This window comes from Kitasatospora sp. NPDC085464 (assembly GCF_044541955.1).
Classification (GTDB): Bacteria; Actinomycetota; Actinomycetes; order Streptomycetales; family Streptomycetaceae; genus Kitasatospora.
On record NZ_JBITTM010000017.1, the window covers coordinates 145,413 to 167,010 of the forward strand.

22 protein-coding genes are annotated in these 21,598 nt (G+C 73.4%); 11 read left to right on the forward strand and 11 right to left on the reverse strand.

Annotated elements, in window-relative coordinates; all coding sequences use genetic code 11:
- Nucleotides 1-88: 88 nt before the first annotated feature.
- The 5 genes from ACIGG8_RS17380 to ACIGG8_RS17400 all read right to left on the reverse strand — a co-directional run bounded on the left by ACIGG8_RS17380 (nt 89) and on the right by ACIGG8_RS17400 (nt 5,651).
- Entirely contained in the window at nt 89-1,612 is a 1,524-nt protein-coding gene (locus ACIGG8_RS17380) for a M1 family metallopeptidase (protein ID WP_350522073.1), read from the reverse strand.
- A gap of 237 nt (nt 1,613-1,849) precedes the next feature.
- Nucleotides 1,850-2,722: a sulfurtransferase gene (locus tag ACIGG8_RS17385; protein ID WP_350522074.1), complete on the reverse strand. Its 873-nt coding sequence runs from the start codon at nt 2,720-2,722 to the stop codon at nt 1,850-1,852.
- 286 nt (nt 2,723-3,008) lie between these two features.
- Complete coding sequence (locus ACIGG8_RS17390; protein ID WP_396548912.1) at nt 3,009-4,091, reverse strand: methyltransferase domain-containing protein; 1,083 nt, start codon at nt 4,089-4,091, stop codon at nt 3,009-3,011.
- Nucleotides 4,092-4,268: 177 nt separating this feature from the next.
- Nucleotides 4,269-4,595, reverse strand: a complete 327-nt coding sequence (locus ACIGG8_RS17395) for a hypothetical protein (RefSeq protein WP_396548913.1) — start codon at nt 4,593-4,595, stop codon at nt 4,269-4,271.
- A gap of 153 nt (nt 4,596-4,748) precedes the next feature.
- Nucleotides 4,749-5,651: a polysaccharide deacetylase family protein gene (locus tag ACIGG8_RS17400; protein WP_396548915.1), complete on the reverse strand. Its 903-nt coding sequence runs from the start codon at nt 5,649-5,651 to the stop codon at nt 4,749-4,751.
- A 222-nt stretch (nt 5,652-5,873) separates the two neighbouring features.
- Between ACIGG8_RS17400 and ACIGG8_RS17405 the strand changes: the two genes are divergently transcribed.
- On the forward strand, nt 5,874-6,731 hold the full coding sequence (locus ACIGG8_RS17405; protein WP_396548916.1) for an SAM-dependent methyltransferase: 858 nt from the start codon (nt 5,874-5,876) through the stop codon (nt 6,729-6,731).
- 121 nt (nt 6,732-6,852) lie between these two features.
- On the opposite strand, the gene ACIGG8_RS17410 is transcribed toward ACIGG8_RS17405, so the two are convergent.
- Entirely contained in the window at nt 6,853-7,722 is an 870-nt protein-coding gene (locus tag ACIGG8_RS17410; protein ID WP_396548918.1) for an Fpg/Nei family DNA glycosylase, read from the reverse strand.
- Between the two features lie 179 nt (nt 7,723-7,901).
- On the opposite strand from ACIGG8_RS17410, the gene ACIGG8_RS17415 reads away from it, so the two are divergent.
- The 5 genes from ACIGG8_RS17415 (at nt 7,902) to ACIGG8_RS17435 (ending at nt 11,399) form a co-directional block, all read left to right on the forward strand.
- The gene (locus tag ACIGG8_RS17415; RefSeq protein WP_396548919.1) at nt 7,902-8,363 is read left to right on the forward strand and encodes an SRPBCC family protein; all 462 of its coding nucleotides are present in this window, start codon (nt 7,902-7,904) and stop codon (nt 8,361-8,363) included.
- 98 nt (nt 8,364-8,461) lie between these two features.
- A complete protein-coding gene (locus ACIGG8_RS17420; RefSeq protein ID WP_396548920.1) occupies nt 8,462-9,121 on the forward strand; it encodes a hypothetical protein in 660 nt (219 codons plus the stop codon).
- Between the two features lie 166 nt (nt 9,122-9,287).
- A complete protein-coding gene (locus ACIGG8_RS17425) occupies nt 9,288-10,082 on the forward strand; it encodes a DsbA family protein (protein ID WP_396548921.1) in 795 nt (264 codons plus the stop codon).
- Nucleotides 10,079-10,723, forward strand: a complete 645-nt coding sequence (locus ACIGG8_RS17430; RefSeq protein WP_396548922.1) for a vitamin K epoxide reductase family protein — start codon at nt 10,079-10,081, stop codon at nt 10,721-10,723. Before ACIGG8_RS17425 ends, ACIGG8_RS17430 begins: the two co-directional genes overlap by 4 nt.
- A gap of 88 nt (nt 10,724-10,811) precedes the next feature.
- Nucleotides 10,812-11,399: a dihydrofolate reductase family protein gene (locus tag ACIGG8_RS17435; RefSeq protein WP_396548923.1), complete on the forward strand. Its 588-nt coding sequence runs from the start codon at nt 10,812-10,814 to the stop codon at nt 11,397-11,399.
- Nucleotides 11,400-11,461: 62 nt separating this feature from the next.
- Here the strand turns inward: ACIGG8_RS17435 and ACIGG8_RS17440 are convergent, their stop codons facing one another.
- The 3 genes from ACIGG8_RS17440 to ACIGG8_RS17450 form a co-directional block, all read right to left on the reverse strand.
- Nucleotides 11,462-12,460, reverse strand: a complete 999-nt coding sequence (locus tag ACIGG8_RS17440; RefSeq protein ID WP_396548924.1) for an adenosine deaminase — start codon at nt 12,458-12,460, stop codon at nt 11,462-11,464.
- A 69-nt stretch (nt 12,461-12,529) separates the two neighbouring features.
- Nucleotides 12,530-13,819: an MFS transporter gene (locus tag ACIGG8_RS17445; protein WP_396548925.1), complete on the reverse strand. Its 1,290-nt coding sequence runs from the start codon at nt 13,817-13,819 to the stop codon at nt 12,530-12,532.
- Nucleotides 13,816-14,409: an ArsR/SmtB family transcription factor gene (locus ACIGG8_RS17450; protein ID WP_396548927.1), complete on the reverse strand. Its 594-nt coding sequence runs from the start codon at nt 14,407-14,409 to the stop codon at nt 13,816-13,818. The genes ACIGG8_RS17445 and ACIGG8_RS17450 overlap by 4 nt, the downstream gene beginning before the upstream one ends.
- Nucleotides 14,410-14,594: 185 nt before the next feature.
- Here ACIGG8_RS17450 and ACIGG8_RS17455 point away from each other — a divergent pair, with 185 nt between their 5' ends.
- Both ACIGG8_RS17455 and ACIGG8_RS17460 read left to right on the forward strand, forming a co-directional pair.
- Nucleotides 14,595-14,876, forward strand: a complete 282-nt coding sequence (locus ACIGG8_RS17455; protein ID WP_350526760.1) for a DUF6158 family protein — start codon at nt 14,595-14,597, stop codon at nt 14,874-14,876.
- Between the two features lie 121 nt (nt 14,877-14,997).
- The gene (locus ACIGG8_RS17460; RefSeq protein WP_396548929.1) at nt 14,998-16,386 is read left to right on the forward strand and encodes an NADP-dependent succinic semialdehyde dehydrogenase; all 1,389 of its coding nucleotides are present in this window, start codon (nt 14,998-15,000) and stop codon (nt 16,384-16,386) included.
- A gap of 27 nt (nt 16,387-16,413) precedes the next feature.
- On the opposite strand, the gene ACIGG8_RS17465 is transcribed toward ACIGG8_RS17460, so the two are convergent.
- Nucleotides 16,414-16,695, reverse strand: a complete 282-nt coding sequence (locus ACIGG8_RS17465) for a hypothetical protein (RefSeq protein WP_350526762.1) — start codon at nt 16,693-16,695, stop codon at nt 16,414-16,416.
- Between the two features lie 49 nt (nt 16,696-16,744).
- On the reverse strand, nt 16,745-17,800 hold the full coding sequence (locus ACIGG8_RS17470) for a Ku protein (RefSeq protein WP_396548930.1): 1,056 nt from the start codon (nt 17,798-17,800) through the stop codon (nt 16,745-16,747).
- A 148-nt stretch (nt 17,801-17,948) separates the two neighbouring features.
- Here ACIGG8_RS17470 and ACIGG8_RS17475 point away from each other — a divergent pair, with 148 nt between their 5' ends.
- The 3 genes from ACIGG8_RS17475 to ACIGG8_RS17485 all read left to right on the forward strand — a co-directional run bounded on the left by ACIGG8_RS17475 (nt 17,949) and on the right by ACIGG8_RS17485 (nt 21,353).
- On the forward strand, nt 17,949-18,227 hold the full coding sequence (locus tag ACIGG8_RS17475) for a hypothetical protein (RefSeq protein WP_396548931.1): 279 nt from the start codon (nt 17,949-17,951) through the stop codon (nt 18,225-18,227).
- 230 nt (nt 18,228-18,457) lie between these two features.
- The gene (locus ACIGG8_RS17480) at nt 18,458-19,894 is read left to right on the forward strand and encodes an amino acid permease (RefSeq protein ID WP_350526765.1); all 1,437 of its coding nucleotides are present in this window, start codon (nt 18,458-18,460) and stop codon (nt 19,892-19,894) included.
- A 232-nt stretch (nt 19,895-20,126) separates the two neighbouring features.
- A complete protein-coding gene (locus ACIGG8_RS17485; RefSeq protein ID WP_396548932.1) occupies nt 20,127-21,353 on the forward strand; it encodes a helix-turn-helix domain-containing protein in 1,227 nt (408 codons plus the stop codon).
- Nucleotides 21,354-21,598 lie beyond the last annotated feature (245 nt).

Below are 21,598 nucleotides of genomic sequence, written 5' to 3' on the forward strand. Positions count from 1 at the left end.
ACCGCACCTCGTCCCGTTCCGTCGCGCGGCCGGGCGTCGGTGCGGGGCACCAGTGCAGGACGCCAGTGCCCAGCATCAGTACCCGGCGTCAGTGCCCGGCGTCGTGCAGGGAGTTGGTCTCCTGGATCTTCTTCCAGGACTTCGGCTCCGCCGGCAGCTGCCCGTCCGCCCTGCCCGCGCCCGGCGCCAGCGAGGCGGCCGCGGCGGCCGGCGGAACGGGCCCGGTCGCGGGCTTCGCGGCGGTGAACAGCCAGGTCCGGAAGAGGTCGCCGAGATCCGTCCCGGAGATCTTCTCCGCGTACGCCTGGAACTCCGGGATGGTGGCGTTGCCGTAGCGGCGCTCGGTGGGCCAGCCCTTGAGGATCCGGAAGAACTTCTCGTCCCCGACGGCGTTGCGCAGCGCCTGGATGGCCACCGCGCCCCGGTCGTACACGGCGCCGGAGAACTGGTCGTCGGGGCCCGGGTCGCCCGGCTTGACCTTCCAGAACGGGTCGTCGGCCGGGTGCGAGGCGTACACGTAGTCGGCGAGTTCCTGCGCGGTGCCCTCGTTCTCGTGCTCGGACCAAAGGAACTGCGAGTACCGGGCGAAGCCCTCGTTCAGCCAGATGTCGCTCCAGCGCGAGAGCGAGACGCTGTCGCCGTACCACTGGTGGGCCAGCTCGTGGACGACCACCGAGGTGTTGGCGCCGCGCGCGAACTGCCGGGGGCTGTAGAAGACCCGGGTCTGGGTCTCCAGCGCGAAGCCGGTCGGGACGTTGGGGACGTAGCCGCCGACCGAGCTGAACGGGTAGTCGCCGAAGTAGCCGCTCAGCCAGTCGACCAGCTCGCCGGTGCGCTCCACGCTCGCCCTGGCCGCGTCCGCGTTGTCACCGAGGTCCTTGCTGTACGCGTTGTAGACCGGCAGCCCGCTCGGCGTGGTGTCGGTCGTGACGTCGAACTTGCCGACCGCGAGGGTGGCCAGATACGTCGCCTGGGGCTTGGTCTCGCGCCAGCTGTAGCGGGTCCACCCCGCCGAGGAGGAGGTGCCGGTCAGGGTGCCGTTGCTGATCACCTGGTTGCCGTCGGGTACCAGCACGGAGACGTCGAAGGTGGCCTTGTCGCTCGGGTGGTCGTTGCTCGGGAACCACCACCAGGCCGATTCCGGCTCGCCGGCCGCCACCGCGCCGTCCGGGGTGCGCAGCCAGGCGGTGAAGCCGTACTTCTTCACGGTGGACGGCACGCCCTTGTAGCGGACCACCACGGTGGCCTGGCTGCCCTTGGCGAGCGGCCGGGCGGGCGTGACCTCCAGCTCCTGCTCGCCGCTGGTGGTGAAGGCCGCGGGCCGCCCGTTGACCCGGACCTCGGAGACGTTCAGCGCGAAGTCGAGGTTGAACCGGGAGAGGTCCTGGGTGGCGGTGGCCAGGATGGTGGTGGTGCCTTCGAGTTCGTCGGTGGCGGGCTGGTACTTCAGCCGGATGTCGTAGTGCGAGACGCGGTATCCGCCGTTGCCGTAGGTCGGGTAGTAGGGGTCGCCCGCCCCGGCCGCGCCGGGTTGGAAGTCGGATGCCGAGGCGGGGACGGCCAGGAACAGGCTCAGGGCGCTGGCAGCAGAGACGATCAGCCTCTTGCGCACGTGGTCCTCCAGGGATCACCGGAACGATGGGATCGAACGTTGGGTCGGATCGATCCATGTCCCGGCAGTCCCCGCTCCACTCCCGGATCGTGAGATGTTCATGAAAAGAAACGCGCCGAAATGACACCGTCGCAGCAATGCCGCGACGCCGTCACCTCACCCCATCGGCACCTTCACCCCCGTCGGCACCCCGCCCCGCACCGGCCCCCGCCCGCCCCGCAGGCCGTCACCCGCCGCTCAGGCCCCGAGCGTCACCGGCGCCCGCACCAGCGAGCCGTACTCCGTCCAGGAGCCGTCGTAGTTCTTCACGTGCGGGTACCCGAGCAGCTCGGTGAGCGCGAACCAGGTGTGCGCGGACCGCTCCCCGATCCGGCAGTACGCGATCACCTCGCGCTCCGTCTCCACGCCCTTGCCCGCGTACAGCGCGCGCAGCTCCTCCGCCGACCGGAACGAGCCGTCGTCGTTGGCCGCCTGCGACCAGGGGATGTTGATCGCGCCCGGGATGTGCCCCGGCACCTGCGCCTGCTCCTGCGGCAGGTGCGGCGGCGCGATCAGCTCGCCGCGGAACTCGGCCGGCGAGCGGACGTCCACCAGGACGGCGTCCGCCCCGGGCTTGGCGAACACCTCGGCCTTGGCCAGCACCTCGTCCCGCAGCGCCCGCAGCTCCGGCCGCTCGGGCCCGGTCAGCCGGTAGCCGGTGTGCTGGTAGTCCATCACCTCGCGGGTCAGCTCGCGGCCCTCCAGCTCCCACTTCTTGCGCCCGCCGTCCAGCAGCCGCACCGGCCCGAAGCCGCGCAGCCGCAGCAGCCAGTAGGCGTACGCGGCGAACCAGTTGTTGTTGCCGCCGTACAGCACCACGGTGGTGTCGTCCTCGACCCCGGCGGCCCGCAGCAGGTGCTGGACGCCGTCGCGGTCGGCGTAGTCGCGGCCGACCTTGCTGTGCAGGTCGGTGGTCCAGTTCCAGCCGACCGCGCCGGGGATGTGGTCCCGGTCGTACGCGGTGGTGTCCTCGTCCACCTCGACGACCCGGATCGTCCCGTCGTCCAGGTGGTGGGCCAGCCACTCGGTGTGGACCAGTGCCTCGGGGTGTGCGTAACCGTTGCCGGTCATCCCGGGCCCTCCTTGCCTGCCGTGGGCGTGCCGCGTCGCCGTGAACGCGCGCTCCGCCGCGCGCGTCGGGCACCGGCGACCGGACCGGACAGTTCGAACGTACGCCGACCGCCCGGCCCCGGCCACCCCTGCCGGCCGCCGCCCCGGCCGGGCCCCGCCCCGCGGGCCGAACCCACCCCGCGCGGGCCCGAGGGGCGTGGGCCCCACCCCTGCACGCCCTGCACGCCCGCACCCCGCACCTCGCACCTCGCACCCCGCACCCCGCACCGGGGACCCGCCCCGCCGCTCAGTCCTTCGCCGCGCCGTCCGGCCGGGCCACGTAGTACAGGTTCAGGATGTCCCCCTCGACCCGTTCCACCTCGACCGACCCGAACCCGGCCTCGGCCAGCATCCGCCGGGCGGTCTGCTCGCCCCACACCGTCCCGAGCCCCTCCCCGCCCTCGCCGAGCGAGACCGTCATGCAGTAGAAGGTCGAGAAGGTGTAGAGCGCGGGGGCCAGCGGGTGTTCGACGTTCTCCTCCAGTCGGCTGCTGGCGGCGACGTCGCCCATCAGGAAGACCCCGTCGGGCCGCAGCGCACCGGCGATGGCGGCGAGCGTGCCGGTCGGCCGGGCGAGGTCGTGGATCACGTCGAACGCCGTGACCAGGTCGTACGATCCGCCGATCGCGGCCGAGTCCGCCACCTCGAACCGGGCGTTGTCCAGCCCGAGTTCGGCCGCCGAGGCGCGGGCGGCGGCGATGCCGTTCTCGGCGATGTCGATCCCGGTCACCCGGCTGGCCGGGAAGGCCTTCGCCAGCACCGTGACGGCGTGCCCCTCCCCGGTGCCGACGTCCAGCACGTCGATCCCGGCCCGCAGCCGCTCGGCCAGTCCGGGCACCAGCGGCACGATCGCGTCCACCAGCGCCAGGTCGTACACCCGGGCGCTCTCCTCGGCCTGGAGCTGCTGGAAGCGCGGGTAGGCCGAGTACGGCATCCCGCCGCCGCTGCGGAAGTGGCCGAGCAGCTCCTGCTCGACCTCGCCCATCATCGCCAGGAACGGCATCATGGCCGCCAGGTTGTCCGACCCGGCCGCCCGGGTCAGCGAGGCCGCGTGCTCGGGCGGCAGCGCGTAGGTGCGCCGCTCCGGGTCGTACTCGACGAAGCCGGCGACGACCATGCCGCCGAGCCATTCGCGGACGTAGCGCTCGTTCATCCCGGCGGCCCGGGCGACCTCCTCGCTGGTGGAGGGGGCGAGGCCCGCCATCACGTCGAAGAGCCCGGTCTGGTGTCCGAGGCTGGTCATCAGCCCCAGGCAGGCGTCGTTCAGGACGTCCACCACGCGCCCGGCGAAGGCCTCCTGCTTCTCCGCGTCCAGTTCCCGTACGGACATCGTTCCTCCTCCGTCGGCGGGACCAGCGAAACCCTCCCGTCCTCACGCTACGCCGCCGCCGTGAGCGCCCCAACAGAAGGCGACCCGGACGGCAGAAGGGCGGCCCCGACGACCGGTCACAACCGGTCACCGGGGCCGCCCCGCAGGTCGTCCGTGCCGTCGGCCTCAGGATCGGCCTCAGGAGAAGATGACCGAGCGCAGCTTCAGCCGGTCCCCGAGCCGCTTGCCGGGGTTCATCACGTAGAAGGTGTCACCGTTGCAGTCGAAGTCGAGGAAGACCGTGGCCGTGGAGGTGGTGAAGTTGTCCGGCGCGAAGGCCGGGTTGTCCTCGGTGGCGCCGAACAGGTTGATGCACTCGCCGCTCTGCGGGTCGGCCAGCCCGGCCGGGACCCCCGGGCCGACCTTGTAGAGGAAGTCGCCGACGGCGGCGTTGGCCGAGGTGGGGACGGCGCAGACGAGCGCGACGGCACTGGCGACGGCGAGAACGGTGTTGCGGAGACGCATGAGTGAGGGCCTTTCAGGTGGTACGCGGCGGTACCCGGTTAATTGGTGCGAGATCACCCTAGAGGCCCAAAATCCGCAGAAACGGTTCTCCCAATCCACCCATTCGAGTGGTTTCGAGGGAATAGCCGCTACCCGCCGCCCACGGGAGTGCCCTCAGTTCGGCGGAGCCGTGAAGAAGTACCCCGAGTCCACGAGCACCGGCAGGTACGCCTTCAGCGCCGCCAGCGTCTGCGAGCGGTCGCCGCCGCCGTCGTGGTTGAGCACGATCGACCCCGGCCGGACGTCCTTGAGGACGGTGTCGATGATCGCCGAGGTGCCCGGACGGGACCAGTCCCGCGGGTCCACCGACCAGGCCATGTTCCGCATCCCGAGGTCCGCGGCCACCTTGAGCGACTCCGTGGACCAGTCCCCGCCCGGCGCCCGGAACCAGGTGGGCTGCCGGCCGGTGGTCGTGTGCAGCAGGTCGGAGGTGCGCACCAGCTCGTCCCGCACCTTGGAGGCGGACAGGCTCCGCAGGTCCGGGTGGGTCCAGGTGTGGTTGGCGATGTGGTGGCCGTGGTCGGAGATCTCCCGCACCAGCGCCGGGTGCTCGGTCGCGTTCTCACCGATCAGGAAGAAGGTCGCCCGGATCCCGTACTGCTGGAGCAGCGCCAGCACGGTGGGCGTGTGCCGGGGATCCGGCCCGTCGTCGATGGTGAGCGCCACCACCTTCCGCGCCGCGTCCAGCTCGTACACCGGCTTGGTCTCGGCCTCGGTGAGCGCCTTGCGCACCGGCACCACGCCCGGCGCGGCGGTGGCCGGGGGGGAGGCGGAGGCGGCGGCCGAGGGGGAGGCCACGGCCGAGGGTGCCGCCGGGGCCGAGGCGGCCGCGGCAGCGCCGGGAGCCCCGCCGGACCCGGCCGGCATCACCGGCAGGGCGGTCTCGTCCACCCCCGCCTCGGCCGCGACCTCCTCGCTGCTCCAGGGGGCCCGGCAGCCGGCGGCCGTCCCCAGCAGGGACATCCCGGCCGCGACCAGCAGCAATCTTCGCGAAGTAATCTGATGATCTGACAGCATTCTGAATGCATCCCCCGAGTGGCGCCGTCGCTCCCCGGAGGCAACTCCTACGGACCCGATCACCACTCGCACGGCCCAACGGCGACCGGGCGTGCACCCCGCCCCCGACCGCGATCCCCCGGGCTCCCCCGCCGGTCTTCCCGGCCGGGCGCCCGGCCTCCCGGCCGGACCGCTACGCTGAGCCTTCTCCAGTGTGATGATCTGCCATCAGAGGACGTGGCCATGACGACAAGTCAGGACTTCCCCCAGCAGGGTCCGCAGGACGACGCCGCCGAGCCGAGCCAGTGGGAACGTTTCGGCGTCGACACCACCACTCCGCACTCGGCCCGCGTCTACGACTACTGGCTGGGCGGCAAGACCAACTTCCCGCCGGACCGCGCCATGGGGCAGGCCATCGAGGAGGCCGTGCCGAGCGTCAAGGAGATGGCCAAGGCCAACCGCGCCTTCCAGGGCCGGGCCGTCCGCCACCTTGCGCAGGAACACGGCATCCGCCAGTTCCTCGACCTCGGCACCGGCATCCCCACCTCGCCCAACACCCACGAGATCGCCGAGTCCGTCAGCCCCGGCACCCGGGTGGTCTACGTCGACAACGACCCGATCGTGCTCGCCCACGCCCGCGCGCTGATGGTCTCCAGCCCGGCCAGCCGCACCACCTACATCCACGCCGACCTGCGCAAGCCCGAGGAGCTGTTCGCCGACCCGGCGCTCACCTCCACCCTGGACCTCGACAAGCCGGTCGGTCTGCTGATGATCGCCGTGCTGATGCTGATCGCCGACGAGGACGACCCGTGGGGCCGGGTCGCCGCCCTGCGCGACGCCCTGCCCGTCGGCAGCTGCCTCGCCCTCACCACCCCCACCCAGGACTTCGACCCGGAGGCCGTCGGCAAGGTCGCCGAGGCCGCCCGGGCCGGCGGGATGACCCTGGTGCCGCGCACCTACGACGACGTGGTCCGCTTCTTCGACGGCTGGGAGCTGGTGGAGCCGGGCGTCGCCCCGGTCCTGGGCTGGCGACCCGACGGCGAGCCGCCGGCCGACCCGAAGGCCGCGTACTACTGGGGCGGCGTCGCCATCAAGCGCTGAACCGGCGGCGGGCGGGACGGCCCCGTGCCGTCCCGCCCGGCCGACCGGCCCACCCCGATCGGTCCACCCCGACCAACCCGCCCCGTGCCGTCCCGCCCTGTGCCATCCCGCCCGGCCGGGCTCACTTGAGCAGCCGCGACATCCGCCGGTCCGCCAGCGGCTTGCCCCCGGTCTGGCAGGTCGGGCAGTACTGCAGCGAGGAGTCCGCGAAGGACACCTCCCGCACGGTGTCCCCGCAAACCGGGCAGGGCAGGCCGGTCCGGCCGTGCACCCGCAGACCCAGCTTCTTCTCCGCCTTCAGCTCCCCCGCCGCCAGCCCGTGCGAGCGCTCCACCGCCTCGCGCAGCGTGCCGCCGAGCGCCTCGTACAGCCGCGCCGTCTCCTCCTCGTCCAGGCCGGACGCCAGTTTGTACGGCGACATCCGCGCCGCGTGCAGCACCTCGTCCGAGTAGGCATTGCCCACCCCCGCCAGCACGGTCTGGTCCCGCAGCACGCCCTTGATCCGGCGCCGGTCGGCCCGCAGCAGGGCGGCGAAGGCGTCCAGGGTGAAGTCCGGGTCCAACGGGTCCGGACCGAGCCTGGCCACGCCCGGCACCTCGGCCGGGTCCTTCACCACGTAGACGGCGAGGCCCTTCTTCGTGCCGGCCTCGGTCAGGTCGAAGCCGTCCCCGGCCTCGCCCTCCAGGCGCAGCCGCAGCGCCAGCGGGTTCTTCGGGCTCGGCCGCGGCGGCTCGGCGGGCAGGCTGTCCTTCCAGCGCAGCCAGCCGGCCCGGGCCAGGTGGACCACCAGGTGCAGCCCGCCGGCCTCGATGTCCAGGAACTTGCCGTGCCGGGTCACCGGGCCGACCGTCCGCCCCTCCAACGCCGTCACCGGCGGGTCGTACGTCTTCAGCGCGCTGATCGCCACCGGCTGCACCCGGGCGATCACCCGCCCGGTCAGCCGCTCGGACAGGAAGGCGCTCAGCGCCTCGACCTCGGGCAGCTCCGGCATGCGCCCAGTCTCCCGCACCCCACCGCCCGCCGCGCGCCCTGCCCGCCCGCTGCTCGCCCTGGCCGCCCGTCCCCACCCGCCCTTCCGTCTCCCGCCGCCGCCCTCCCGCCCTTTCCCCCACCCATTGCCCGCCCCCACCCCGAAGCGCAGGCTGGAACGGAGGGAGGTGCCCCGCCACCATGAGCACCCTTGAGGAACAGATCGACATCGCCGCCCCCGTGCTCGCCGCCTGGGAGCAGCTGCACCGGGTGCACGAGTACCCGCGGTTCGTCGACGGCGTCCGCAGCGCCCATCCGCACGGACGCAACCTCGCCCACCTCGGGGTGGAGGTCGGCGGGGCCGAGCACGCGGTCGACACCGAGATCACCGACCGCGGCCGGGGCCGGGTGATGGCCTGGCGCACGCTGGAGCCGGTCCGGCTCCGCGGCGCGTTCGCCCTGCTGCCGCTCGACGCCCGGCACACCCGGGTGCAGATCCGGGTGGAGTACGACCCGGAGGCGGTGCACCGGGCGTTCGGCGGACCGCGCGGCTTCGCCCAGGCCGGGGCGATCGAGCGGACGGTCCGCGAGGACCTGGAGCACTTCCGGGAGCTGGTCGAGGACCGGATGAGCGCCGTCGATGACCCGCCGCAGGAGTCATAAGAAGCACATAAGCCCAGCTCAGCGCGGGTGGTGAGGCTCTTCACAGGCCCCGGCCGGCCCGGCCGTTCCGCTGTCGACCTGTGGCAGACTCGGGTCCCATGGACATCGGCCCGGTCACCAGGACGCTCCGCGCGGCGGTCTTCGCCGCGCTGGTCGTGCTGCTCGCCGGGCTCGGCCAGGTGCTCGTCACCGGCCGCGCGCTGCCGGTCGGACCCTTGCTCCTCGCCTCGGTCGCCGTCTTCGCGGTGGCCCTCACCCTGGCCGGCCGCGAGCGCGGCTACCCGGCGGTCGCCGCGGTGTTCCTGCCGCTGGAGCTGGGCGCCGGCGCACTGTTCGACGTCGCCCAGACCACCTGTCCCTCCCTGCCGCCCGGCTCCGGGCACGGCCTGCAGCCGCTGCTGTGCGGCGGCGGTTCGCTGGGGGGCTTCCTGCTCGGCCACGGCGTCTCCCAGCAGACCGGCGTGCTGCTGCTCCTGCTGCTGCACACGGTGATCGCGCTGGCCGGCGCCTACTGGCTGCGCCGCGCGGACGCCGCGCTGGCGGGCCTCGCCCGGACGGTCCGGATGCTGGGCGAGTTCCTGCGCCGGCACGTGCCGGCCGCCGCCCGCTGGCTGCTGCTGCTCTCCGCGCCCGTCCCGGCCCGTCCGGTGGCGCGGGTGCCGTTCCCCCCGGCCAGCCGCACGCTGGTCCCCGCCGAGGACGTCGTCGTCCGTCCGGCCGTCCGGCGCGGTCCGCCGGTGTTCGCCCCGGCCGTCTGAGCCCCTTCGCCCGACCCGGGCCTCCCGCCCGCCGCGGGCCCTTCGCGCGCCAGAGCCCCCCGCTCGACCGGCGCGCCCCCGCTCACCCGGCCGTCTCTCCCCGCGCAGGCCCCACGACCGGCCGCGCCCGCACCTCCGCACGCCCGAGAGCACAGGACGACACCCCATGAGCAACAGCCGCAAGACCGACCAGAAGACCTCCGCCACCGAGCGCATGCGCACCGCCCGTGCCCAGGCCGAGCGCTCCGACCGCGTCCGCCGCCGGGTGGTGGTCGGCGCCGCCTCCGCCGCCGTGCTCGCCCTCGCGGCGGGCGTGGCCTTCGCCGTCGGCGGCTCCTCCGGCTCGGGTTCGAACGCCGCCGCCAACGGGCCGCTGGTGGTCCCGGCCAACGCGACCGGCGACGGCGGCACGGTGATCACCTACGGCAAGGCCGACGCCCCGCACACCCTGGAGATCTACGAGGACTTCCGCTGCCCGTACTGCGAGCAGCTGGAGACCACCACCGGCAAGACCGTCCAGCAGCTCGCCGACGCCGGCACGTACAAGGTCGAGTACCACCTGGCGACGTTCCTGGACAGCAACCTCGGCGGCAAGGGCTCGCGCACCGCGCTGGCCGCCGCCGGCGCCGCGCTGAACGAGGGCGTGGACAAGTTCAAGCAGTTCCACGACGTGCTGTACGCCAACCAGCCGGACGAGCGCAGCGACGCCTTCGGTGACGTCAACCACCTGCTGGACCTGGCCGGCCAGGTGCCCGGTCTGAAGACCGACGCCTTCGTGAAGGCCGTCCAGGACGGCACCTACGCTCCGTGGGCGGCGAAGGTAAACGAGGAGTTCAACAAGAGCGACGTCACCGGCACCCCGACCGTCAAGCTGGACGGCCGGAAGCTGGACGTCCTCACCAACGGCAAGGCCGTCTCCCCCGAGCAGTTCACCGCGATGGTCAAGCAGGTGACCGGGTGACCGCCCCCGCCACCACGGCCGCCGCTCCCGCCGCTCCCGCCGCCCGGACGACGTACGGCGCCGGCCGCCCGTTCGCCTGGCTGCTGCTGATCGGCGGCGCGGTCGGCCTGTTCGCCTCCGCGGTCCTCACCCTGGACAAAATCCGGCTGCTGAAGGACCCGTCGTACGTCCCCAACTGCAACATCAATCCGATCATCAGCTGCGGCTCGATCATGCGCAGCGAGCAGGCCGAGGCCTTCGGCTTCCCCAACTCGCTGATCGGGCTGGTGGCCTTCGGGGTCGTGGTCGCGGTCGGCGCCGGGCTGCTCGCGGGGGCGACGTACCGGCGCTGGTTCTGGCTCGGCCTGCAGGCCGGGACGGTCTTCGGGATCGGCTTCGTGACCTGGCTGATGTACCAGGCGCTCTACCGGATCGGCGCGCTCTGCCCGTACTGCATGGTGGTGTGGGCCGCGGTGATCCCGCTGTTCTGGTACACCACGCTGCACAACCTGCGCTCGGGCGTGATCCCGGTCGGCCCGCGCCTGCGGGTGGTCGTCCGCGAGGCGGCCCGCTACCACTGGGTCGTCCCGGCGCTCTGGTACGCGGTGATCGCGCTGCTGGTCCTCAACCGGTTCTGGTACTACTGGAGCACCCTGATCTGATCCCCGCTCCCGTCCGCCGTCCTCCCGTTCCCGCCCGCGGCGGGACGGGCGGGGCGGGCGGCGGGCCACTCCTCCCCGTGGGGGCGCCATGCGACGCAGGATCATCCTCTTCGTCTCGGTCTCGATCGACGGCTACTTCGAGGGCCCGGACCACGACCTCGACTGGCACTTCGTGGACGACGAGGTGCACACCCACTTCAACCGCGAACTCGCACGGATGGGTGCTTTCCTCTCCGGCCGGGTGACGCACGAGCTGATGGCCTCGTACTGGCCGACCGCCGACCAGGACCCGGCCGCCGACGCGCCGATGGTCGAGTTCGCGGGCATCTGGCGCGCGATGCCGAAGGTCGTCTTCTCCCGCACCCTCGACCATGCCGACTGGAACACCACGATCGTCCGCGAGGTGACCCCCGAGTCGATCGCCGCCCTCACCGCCGGCCCGGGCGGCGACCTCTGCCTCAGCGGCGCCAACCTGGCCGAGTCCTTCCTGGCCCAGGACCTGATCGACGAGTTCCGCCTCTACGTCCACCCCGTCGTCCTGGGCCGCGGCACCCTGTTCTTCCGCCCGACCGACCACCCCACCCCGCTCACCCTCAAGGACACCCACCGCTTCACCAACGGCGTCACCCTGCTGCACTACGCCCGCGAGCGCGGCGCTACGCCGGCAGCCCCGTGAGCTCGGTGAACGCCGCCGTGCCCGAGTAGCCGTCCGGGTGGGTGGTTCGGCCGATCCGGCTGTCAGCCCTCCGTCGGGCCGAACGTGAAGTCCTCGACCTCCGCGAGGAGTTCGGCGCGCCGCCGGTCGTCGAGGAAGGAGGCGTGGAAGGAGTTGGCGGCCAGGTGGCGCAGGGTCTCCTGGTCCAGGCCGAGGGCCTCGCGGACGGCGCGGAAGTTGTCCTCGACGTAGCCGCCGAAGTACGCCGGGTCGTCGGAGTTGACGGTGACCAGCAGGCCGGCCTCCAGCATCTCGCGCAGCGGGTGGTCGGCGAGCGTGTCGATGCAGCGCAGGCGGACGTTGGAGAGCGGGCAGAGGGTCAGCGGGATCTGCTCGCGGACCAGTCGGGCGACCAGTTCGCCGTCCTCCAGGCAGCGCAGCCCGTGGTCGATCCGCTCGACGCCGAGGACGTCCAGGGCCTCGGTGATGTACGAGGCCGGGCCCTCCTCGCCCGCGTGGGCGACGCGCCGCAGTCCGGCCTCGGCGGCCCGGCGGTACACCTCGCGGAACTTCGCCGGCGGGTTGCCGACCTCGGCCGAGTCCAGGCCGATGCCCGCGATCCGGTCGAAGTACGGGCGGGCGGCCTCGAAGGTGTCCAGCGCGGAGTCGGCGGACTCGTCCCGCAGGAAGCACATGATCAGCTGGGTGCTGATCCCGTACCGCTCCTCGCTGCGCGACAGCGCCAGGGTCAGACCGTCCACCACCACGCCGAGCGGCACCCCGCGCGCGGTGTGCGCCTGCGGGTCGAAGAAGATCTCCGCGTGCCGGACGCCCTGCTCGGCGGCCCGCGCCAGGTAGGCGTCGGCCAGGTCGGCGAAGTCGTCCTCGGTGCGCAGCACGGCCATCAGCGCGTAGTACAGGTCCAGGAAGGACTGCAGGTCGCTGAAGGAGTACGCGGTGCGCAGCTCCTCGGTGTCGGCGTACGGCAGGTCGACGCCGTTGCGGGCGGCGAGCTCAAAGGCGAGCTCCGGCTCCAGGGTGCCTTCGATGTGCAGGTGGAGTTCGGCCTTGGGAAGGGGCATCAGCGATCTGTCCGAGCAGTAGCGGGGAACCCGAAGGTACGGCAAGGATTCATCCTACGATCTTGGGGATCAGCGCACCGGTTCCGCCGCTCCGCCGGGCAAGTCCCGGACGGTCCGCAGCGGCGACAGCAGCGGCAGCACCGCGCACAGCGCCAGCAGGCCGGTCATCACCCACATGGTGGCCCGCAGCCCGATCGCCGCACCCAGTGCGCCGCCGGCCAGGGCCCCGAGCGGGATGGTCGCGTGGTTGGCGCACATCGAGGTGGCGGCCACCCGGCTGAGCAGCGCGGGCGGCAGGTAGGACTGCCGGAAGCTGTTGAGCACCACGTTGCAGAACACCACCCCGGTGACCACGACGAGCGCTCCCACCAGGTAGAGCACCATGCCGGGGCCGGGCCCGGCCAGGGCCATCAGCATGCCGAAGGGCGACAGCGCGAGCAGCACGATCCGCACCGCGCGGGCGGTGCCGAGGCGCCGACACAGCGGCCGGGCGGCCAGCGCGCCGAACACTCCGCCGACCGCGCCGGCCGCGGCGAGCCCGCCGACCCAGCCCGGGGCGACCCCGGCCGCCCGGATCAGGAACAGCGCGGTGATCGACTGGTAGCCGGTGAGCGCGAAGTTGGCGGCGGCGCCGTACAGCGTGAAGGAGCGCAGGTAGGGGTCGCGCAGCAGGAAGGCGAGGCCCTCCCGGGCCTGCCGCAGCAGCCCGTCCGGTCCGGGTTCGGTGGCGACCGGGCGGGGCTCGGTCCGGATCTGCAGCAAGGTCACGGTCGCGACCAGGAAGCTGACGGCGTCGGCGAGCAGCCCGGTCGTCGCACCGAGCACCTGGACGGTCAGGCCGGCCAGGCCGCGCCCGGCGACGGCGGCGGCCGAGGCGCTGCCCTGAAGCTTCGCGTTGCCCTCGATCAGGTGCTCGGGGGCCACCAGCTCGGGCAGGTACGCCTCGAAGGCCGCCTCGAAGAACACCGAGGAGACCCCGGTGAGCAGGGCGACCACCAGCAGCTGCGCCAGGGTGAGCACCCCGAGCCAGCCGGCCACCGGCACGCTCGCGAACAGCGCGGCGGAGCCCAGGTTGCAGGCGATCATCACGGCCCGACGGGGCACCCGGCCGACCCAGACCCCGGCCGGCAGGCCGATCACCAGCCAGGGCAGCCAGACGGCGGCGGTCAGCACGCCCGCCGCGAGCGGCCCGGCGTCCAGCACCAGCACCGCGACCAGCGGCAGCGCGACGGAGGTGATGTTGCTGCCCAGCCGGCTGACGGTCTCGCCCGCCCAGAGCAGCCGGAAGTCGCGCTGGGCGAACAGCCCCCAGCGGGACCGGACTTCGGCGGGCTCCGGCGGGGCGGCGACCGCGCTCACGGCTTGGCCGGGACGCTGTGGGCGAACGCGAGCACGGTCTCACGCTCGCGGCCGTCCTCGGGCACCGGGCGGTCCGCCCACTTCTGGATCACCGCGTGCAGGTCCGCCGCGAGGTCCCGGGCCTCCTCCGGGGTGAGCCGCAGCCAGCTCTGGGTGGCCACCGAGCAGCCGTCGCGCCATTCGGCCGGGTAGCCGCCGCGCCGCGCCGACCATTCGCGGACCAGCTCGACCTGGCGTTCCAGGAGGATCGAGCCGGCCGCGTCGGCGACCGCCTCGGTGACCGGGTCCCCGTCGAAGTCGGCCCTGGTCCAGCTGAGTTCACGGTCGACGAGCCGCCACCAGCGCTCGCGCCGGTCCCGGGCGAGCTCGGACGCCTCCTCGATCAGCCCGCTCTCGGCGAGCACCTTCAGGTGGTGGCTGACGTTGCCGACCGCCTGCTCGGTGCGCTCGGCCAGTTTCCCGACCGTGGCCGGGCCGTCCACCTTGAGCAGGTCGAGCAGGCGGCGGCGCAGCGGGTGGGTGAGGGCGGCGAGCACCCGGGAGTCGGAGATCGCCCGGGCGCCGCGTGGTTCGTCCGTGGTGTCGGTCATGCCGGGAGAGTATCCACAAGATGTCTTGTACGACACTCCTTTTACAATTCCCCTTGTTCAACCGGCCGGCCCGGGTCGGCGCGACGCCCGGCCCCGGGCCCGGGCGTCGCGCCGATCGAACGGGTGTACCGGCGGCGGCCACCGGGCACCCCGTAGGAGGGGACTTCCGCCGAGGAGGTACCGAGATGCGGCACGCCGACGCCACGCACATCCGGCCCGAGGGCATCTCCCCGCACGCTCTGGGCAACGACACGCTCCTGCACGAGCTGGAACAGCTGCACCGCACGCGCCACGAGACCTTCCTGTACGGCTCGGAGGAAGCGCTGAAGCGGCACACGCTGCGCACCGGCCAGCTGGAGGCCGAGTACCTGCACCGGTTCCCCGACCGGCAGGTGACCGCCGGACGGACCAGGGCCGGCGCGCGGGCCCGGGAGGCCGCGGCCCGGGTGGAGTCGCTGCCGGAGTGACGGGGCCGGCCCGGACCGCCCGGCAGGACACGCCGGGCGCGCGGTGGCGTGCCCCGGGCCGGGCTGTCGGGGAGGGTGTGAGGGCAGACGCACCGGACCCTTGACCCCATGGGAGCCCCGCATGCCCATCGCCAGCGTCAACCCCGCGACCGGCGAGACCCTGGAGACCTTCGAACCGCTCGACGCGGCCGGCATCGAACGTCGGCTGGCCCTCGCCGAGGCCGCCTTCCACGCCTACCGCAGCACCCCGTTCGCCGCCCGCGCCGAGCTGATGCACCGCGCCGCCGACCTGCTGGACCAGGACCAGGAGGCGGTCGCCCGCACCATGACCGAGGAGATGGGCAAGCCGCTCGCCGCCGCCCGGGCCGAGGCCGCCAAGTGCGCGAAGGCGATGCACTGGTACGCGGACAACGCCGAGGCTCTGCTGGCCGACGAGCACCCTGCCCCGGCCGACGTCGCCGACGCCGGCGCCGCCCGCGCCTACGTCCGCTACCGCCCGATCGGCCCGGTGCTGGCCGTGATGCCGTGGAACTTCCCGTTCTGGCAGGTCATCCGGTTCGCCGCGCCGGCCCTGATGGCGGGCAACGTGGGCCTGCTCAAGCACGCGTCCAACGTGCCGCGCACGGCGGTGGCGATCGAGGAGCTGTTCCGGCGCGCCGGTTTCCCCGCGGGCTGCTTCCAGACGCTGCTGATCGGCTCGGGCGCGGTCGAGGGCGTGGTCCGGGACCGGAGGGTCGCCGCGGTCACCCTCACCGGCAGCGAGCCGGCCGGGCGCGCCGTCGCGGCCGCCGCGGCGGACGAGGTCAAGAAGGCCGTGCTGGAGCTGGGCGGCAGCGACCCGTACGTCGTCCTGCCGAGCGCCGACGTGGACGCCGCGGTGCGGACCGCCGTCCGCGCCCGGGTGCAGAACAACGGCCAGTCCTGCATCGCCGCCAAGCGCTTCATCGTGCACACCGAGGTGTACGACCGCTTCACCGCCGGCTTCAGCGCGGCGATGCGCGCGCTGAAGGTCGGCGACCCGATGGACGAGGCCACCGACGTCGGCCCGCTGGCCAGCCGCCAGGGCCGGGACGACCTGGAGGAACTGGTCGAGGACGCCCGGACCCACGGCGCCCGGGTGGAGTGCGGCGGCGGGCGCCCGGAGGGCTGGGACACCGGCTGGTTCTACGAGCCGACGGTGCTGACCGGGATCACCCCGGCGATGCGGATCCACCAGGAGGAGACCTTCGGCCCGGTCGCCACCGTCTACCGGGTGGCCGACCTGGACGAGGCGGTCGCCGTCGCCAACGACACCCCGTTCGGCCTCAGCGCCAACGTCTGGACCACGGACGGGGCCGAGCAGGAGCGCTTCGTCCGCGACATCCAGGCCGGCGGGGTGTTCTTCAACGGGATGACGGCCTCCCACCCGGCCCTGCCGTTCGGCGGCGTGAAGCGCTCGGGCTTCGGACGGGAGCTGTCCGGGCACGGGATCCGGGAGTTCTGCAACGTCACCACGGTCTGGATCGGCTGAGCCCTCCCGGATCCCCGCCCGTCCGGGTCAGGTCGCCGCGCGGTGCCGGCCCGGGCCGGGCGTCATCCAGCGGGCGAGCACGCCGACCAGGGCGATGACCGTCAGGCCCCAGGGGATGCACATCACGAGCAGCACCCACAGCTGGCTCACCTGGGCGGCGACCAGGCCGAGGCCGACCGACAGCGCGATCATGATCGTCACGGCGGTGGGGGTGAGGGTGAGCAGCCAGACCCAGGCCCGGTGCCCCAAGCCGGGGTCCTTCGGGGCCTCGGGGCCGGTTTCGACTGCCTTGTAGGTCAGCAGGTCCATCGGGATCGCCTCCGATGCTGGACGGGAGGGGAATGCCTGGCCCGGCGGGTCAGGAGGCCTTGCGCGGAGCGGCGGACTTCCGGCCGGCGGTCTTCCCGGCCGCCGGGCCCTTCCCCGCCGTGGTGGTCTTGGCCGTGCTGCTCTTCGCGGTGGCTGTCTTCGCCGTGGCGGTCTTCGCCGAGGTCGCCTTCCCCCCGGCCTTCCCGGCGGTCCCGTCGGCGGCCTTCCCCGCGGCGGGGGCGCTCCGCTTCGCGGCGGCGCGCTTGCGCGGGGCGGGCTTGCGCCCGGCCTCCTCCGCTTCCGCCTCCGGCTCCCCGGCCGGCCCGCGCCCGCCCTTGGCCTGCTTCAGGCTGCTGCGCAGCGCCTCCATCAGGTCGATCACGTTGTCCGGCGCCTCGCCGGACTCCTCCTCGTGCGGGATCTCGACGCCCTCCAACCGCGCGGTGATCACCTGCTGGAGCGCCTGCTGGTAGTCGTCGTGCAGCTGGGAGAGGTCGAAGTCCTCGGAGAGGGTGTCCATCAGCGACCGCGCCATCTTGAGCTCCTGCGGCCGGACGGTCACGTCGTCCTCGGGCCCGATGCCCGCCGCCGGGCGGACCTCGTCGGGCCAGATGCAGGTCTGCAGCACCAGCGTGTTGTCGTGCACCCGCAGCACCGCGGGCGACTCCCGGGTGCGCAGCGCGATCTTGGTGACGGCGATCTGCCCGGACTCGGTGAGCGCGTCGCGCAGCAGCGCGTACGGCTTGGCGGCTGCCTTGTCGGCGACGCCGACGTAGTAGGCCTTGGAGAACATCAGCGGGTCGATCTCGCGCTCGTCGACGAAGGCCAGCACGTCGATGATCTTCTTGCTGGGCAGCGGCAGATCGGCGAGGTCGTCGTCGCTGAGCGTGACGGTGCGCCCGTCGGGGGACTCGTAGCCCTTGGCGATCTCCGCGTACGGGACCTCCTTCTCCTCCCGCTCGCAGTAGCGCTTCATCCGCACCCGGCCGCCGTCCTTGGCGTGCACCTGGTGCAGCGGGACGTCGTGCTCCTGCGTCGCGGAGTAGAGGTGGACGGGGATGCTGACCAGCCCGAAGCTGATCGTCCCCTTCCAGGTGGTCTGCATGGGGTCGCTCCTGTCCGGCGCCGGGTGACCGACGGGCGCCGAGCGCGCTCGGGGCGGGCTCCGACGAATGCCCCGAGAGTCCCACTCTGCCCGCGTTTGCCCCGATCGGCCACACCGCGCCGACAATGGGCCGAGGAGGTCGATGCGGATGACCGCCACGCACGGGCCCGACCGGGCCCCGCCGCCGGACCGGACGACGTACCGGGTGACCTACCGCGTGCTCGGCGAGGTGCGCGAGGACGAGGTCACCGTGGTGCCCGGGCACTCGCAGGAGAGCGACATCCCGCGCATCCTCGCGGCCCGGCTCGGCGCCCTCCCTGCAGCACCGCCCGCGGCCCGGCCCATGGCCCGGCCCGCGATCGGGCCGGCCCGGCACCCGCCGGAGCAGCGGCCGGAGGTCGTCGTGATCGATTTGAGGGAGATCTGATCTCCTCCACCTCCCACCCCCCTGACGATGCGTCAGATCTGAGCTTTTCCGACCCCCTTCGCACCCACCCTGACCTGGCCTTTTTCGTCCGGTAAGCGAACAGTTATCAAAGGATTGTTCCGATACTCGTGCGTAGAAGTTAGGTTGCACCGCAATGCGCGGGTCTGTCCCCCCACCCTGTGGCGACGAGCCGAGGGTCGCCGCGCTGGAAAGGCACAGGGCACCTCTAGATGAGTGCGAACACCACCAAGTCGGCGGCAGCCGAGGTCCCGCAGCAGGCGGGGCCGCACGGTCACGGCGGCGACGGCCACCTGAAGGCCGGGCTCAAGAACCGCCACCTGTCGATGATCGCCATCGGCGGCGTGATCGGCGCCGGCCTGTTCGTCGGCTCGGGCGCGGGCATCGCGTCCACCGGCCCCGGCATCCTGCTCTCCTACGCACTGGCCGGCGCGCTGGTCGTGCTGGTGATGCGGATGCTCGGCGAGATGGCCGCGGCCGACCCGCAGAGCGGCTCCTTCTCGGCGTACGCGGACCGCGCGCTGGGCCGCTGGGCCGGGTTCACGATCGGCTGGCTGTACTGGTTCTTCTGGGTCGTCGTGCTCGCGGTCGAGGCGACCGCCGGCGCCAAGATCCTCAACCAGTGGGTGCCCGGCGTGCCGCAGTGGGGCTGGGCGCTGATCGTCATGGCGGTCCTGACCTCCACCAACCTCTTCTCGGTGGCCTCCTACGGCGAGTTCGAGTTCTGGTTCGCCGGGATCAAGGTGGTCGCGATCGCCGGGTTCCTGGTGATCGGCACCCTCGCCGCCTTCGGCCTGCTGCCCGGCACCCACGCAGTGGGCACCAGCAACCTCACGGGCCACGGCGGCTTCCTGCCGCACGGGATCGGCGCGGTCTTCACCGGCATGCTGACCGTGGTCTTCGCCTTCATGGGCAGCGAGATCGTCACCCTGGCCGCCGGCGAGTCGGAGGACCCGCAGAAGGCGGTGACCAAGGCCACCAACAGCGTGATCTGGCGCATCGGCATCTTCTACCTGGGCTCGATCCTGCTCGTGGTCACCCTGCTCCCGTGGGACTCGGCCGAGGTCAAGGCCAGCCCGTACGTCGCCGTCCTGGACCACATCGGCATCCCCGGCGCCGGCCAGGTGATGGACGTGATCGTGCTGACCGCGGTGCTCTCCTGCCTGAACTCCGGGATGTACACCGCCTCCCGGATGGCCTTCTCGCTCGGCCAGCGCGGCGACGCCCCCAAGGCCTTCGCCAAGGTGACCGAGCGCGGCGTGCCGCGGGTCGCCATCCTCTCCTCGGTGGTCTTCGGCTTCATCGCGGTCTTCTTCAACTACACCTCGCCGGACACGGTGTTCGCCTTCCTCCTGAACTCCTCTGGTGCGATCGCGCTGTTCGTCTGGCTGGTGATCTGCGCCACCCAGCTGCGGATGCGCAAGATCATCGAGCGGGAGATGCCCGAGCGGCACACCGTCCGGATGTGGCTGTACCCGTACCTGACCTGGACCGCGATGGGCATGATCGGGTTCGTCATGATCTACATGTTCACCGACGCCGACGGGCGCAAGCAGATGTACCTGTCGCTGGTCGCCGCGGCGATCGTGCTCGCGGCCTCGGCCGTGGTGGGCCGCCGGCGGCGGGCTGCGGTGGCGGCGGGATCCTGACCCGTCCGCACCGCGCAGGAACGCCGGGTCCGGGAGCCGTTGCGGAGGCTCCCGGGCCCGGTGGGGCTTTTCCGGCGCCTTCCGGCTTTCCATCGCCTCCGGCGCCTTCCGGGACTTCCGGCGCTTGCGCCGCTTCCGGTTTTCCGGCGCGTCCGGCTCTTCCGGCCCGGCGGCCGACCGGGCACGGAAGCAGCGCCAGTTTGACCATGGCACGTCAAGGGGATTCCTGGGCATGGCGCTCCCCCACGAGCGCTCCCCCACCCTCCCGGGAGACCCCGTGCCGCCCCTGCCCACCCCCACGTCACCCTCGCCCCCACCGCCCCGCGCGGAACCCGAGTCCGCACGGCTGCGCTTCGGCCGCCGCCTGCGCCACTGGCGCGAGGCCCGCGGCCTCAGCCAGGCCGAGCTCGGCCGACTGCTCGGGTACCACAACTCACTGATCAGCCGGGTGGAGAACGCCCTCCGCTGGCCGCCGCCGGGAATGCCCGCCCGGGCCGACGAACTCCTGCTCGCCTGCGGGGAGTTGGTGGACCTGTGGCAGACCGTCCGGCAGGAGCGCGAACGCCTCGGCGAACTCGCCGCCGCCACCCGGCCACCGGCCGCCGCCGACACCGCCCCACCGGACGCCGCCGCCGTCGAGATGCTCGCCCACCTGCTCGCCGTCTACCGCGCCGCCGCCGACCGGATCGGCGGCGAGGAGCTGGCCGCCGTCCTGGAGCACCACGCCCGCACCCTGGCCCGCCGGCAGCACACCGCCCCGTACGAGAGCCACGCCGCCGTCCGCTCGCTCGCCGCCCAGTACGCCGAACTCGCCGGCTGGGCCCACTTCGAGGGCGACCGCCGCGCCCGCGCGCTCAGCTGGTACGCCACCGGGCTGGAATGGGCACGGACTACCGGGGACCAGGCCACCACGACCGCCCTGCTCGTCCGGCAGAGCACCCTGCACTGGTGGCGCGGCGACGCGGCCGCCGCGCTCGCCCTCGCCGAGGCCGCGCGGACCGCCGCGCCGGCCCGCCCCGGACTGCAGGCCTGGGCCGCCGTCGCCCGGGCGCACGCCCACGCGCTGGCCGGCGAGGCACCGCTGGTGCGCCGGACGCTGACGGACGCCCGGCGGCTGACCACGGCCGCGCGGCGCTCCGGCGATCCGACGCCGTGGGCGGCCGGCGCCGAGCTGGTCCTGGCCGTCGCGCACGGCACCTGCCAGCGGGACCTCGCCGTCCGCACCGGCCGCACCGTCCACGCCCGCAGCGCGGTGGCCCGGCTGGAGGCCGCCCTGCGGACCCTGGATCCGGCCGCCCGACCGCGCGACCACGCCCTGGTCACCGCTCGCCTGGCGGGCGCCCTCGCGCTGGCCGGCCGGTCCGGTGCCGCCGCCGCCCTGCTCGCCCGGCTGCCCCCGAGGACGGCCGGCCGCATCGCCCGCGAGCAACGGCGGGCCGAGGAGTGGCTGCGCACGTGAGCTGCGCACGTGGAAGGCCGGGCAGGGCCGCCCCTGCCCGGTTCGACGGCGCCGCAACCGGCCGCACGCGCCGGGCGCCGCACGCCACCCGCCGCGCCGACCGGGTGCGCATGGCACGCCGAGGCGGGGTGGGGCCCCCCCAGCGGGGGTGGGGGGCGGCCCCCCCCCCCCCGGGCCCGCGGGGCGTACCGGCCGCGGAGAGACACCCCGCCCCCGCGGCGGGGTGCGCCCCGGAGGGGCTCACC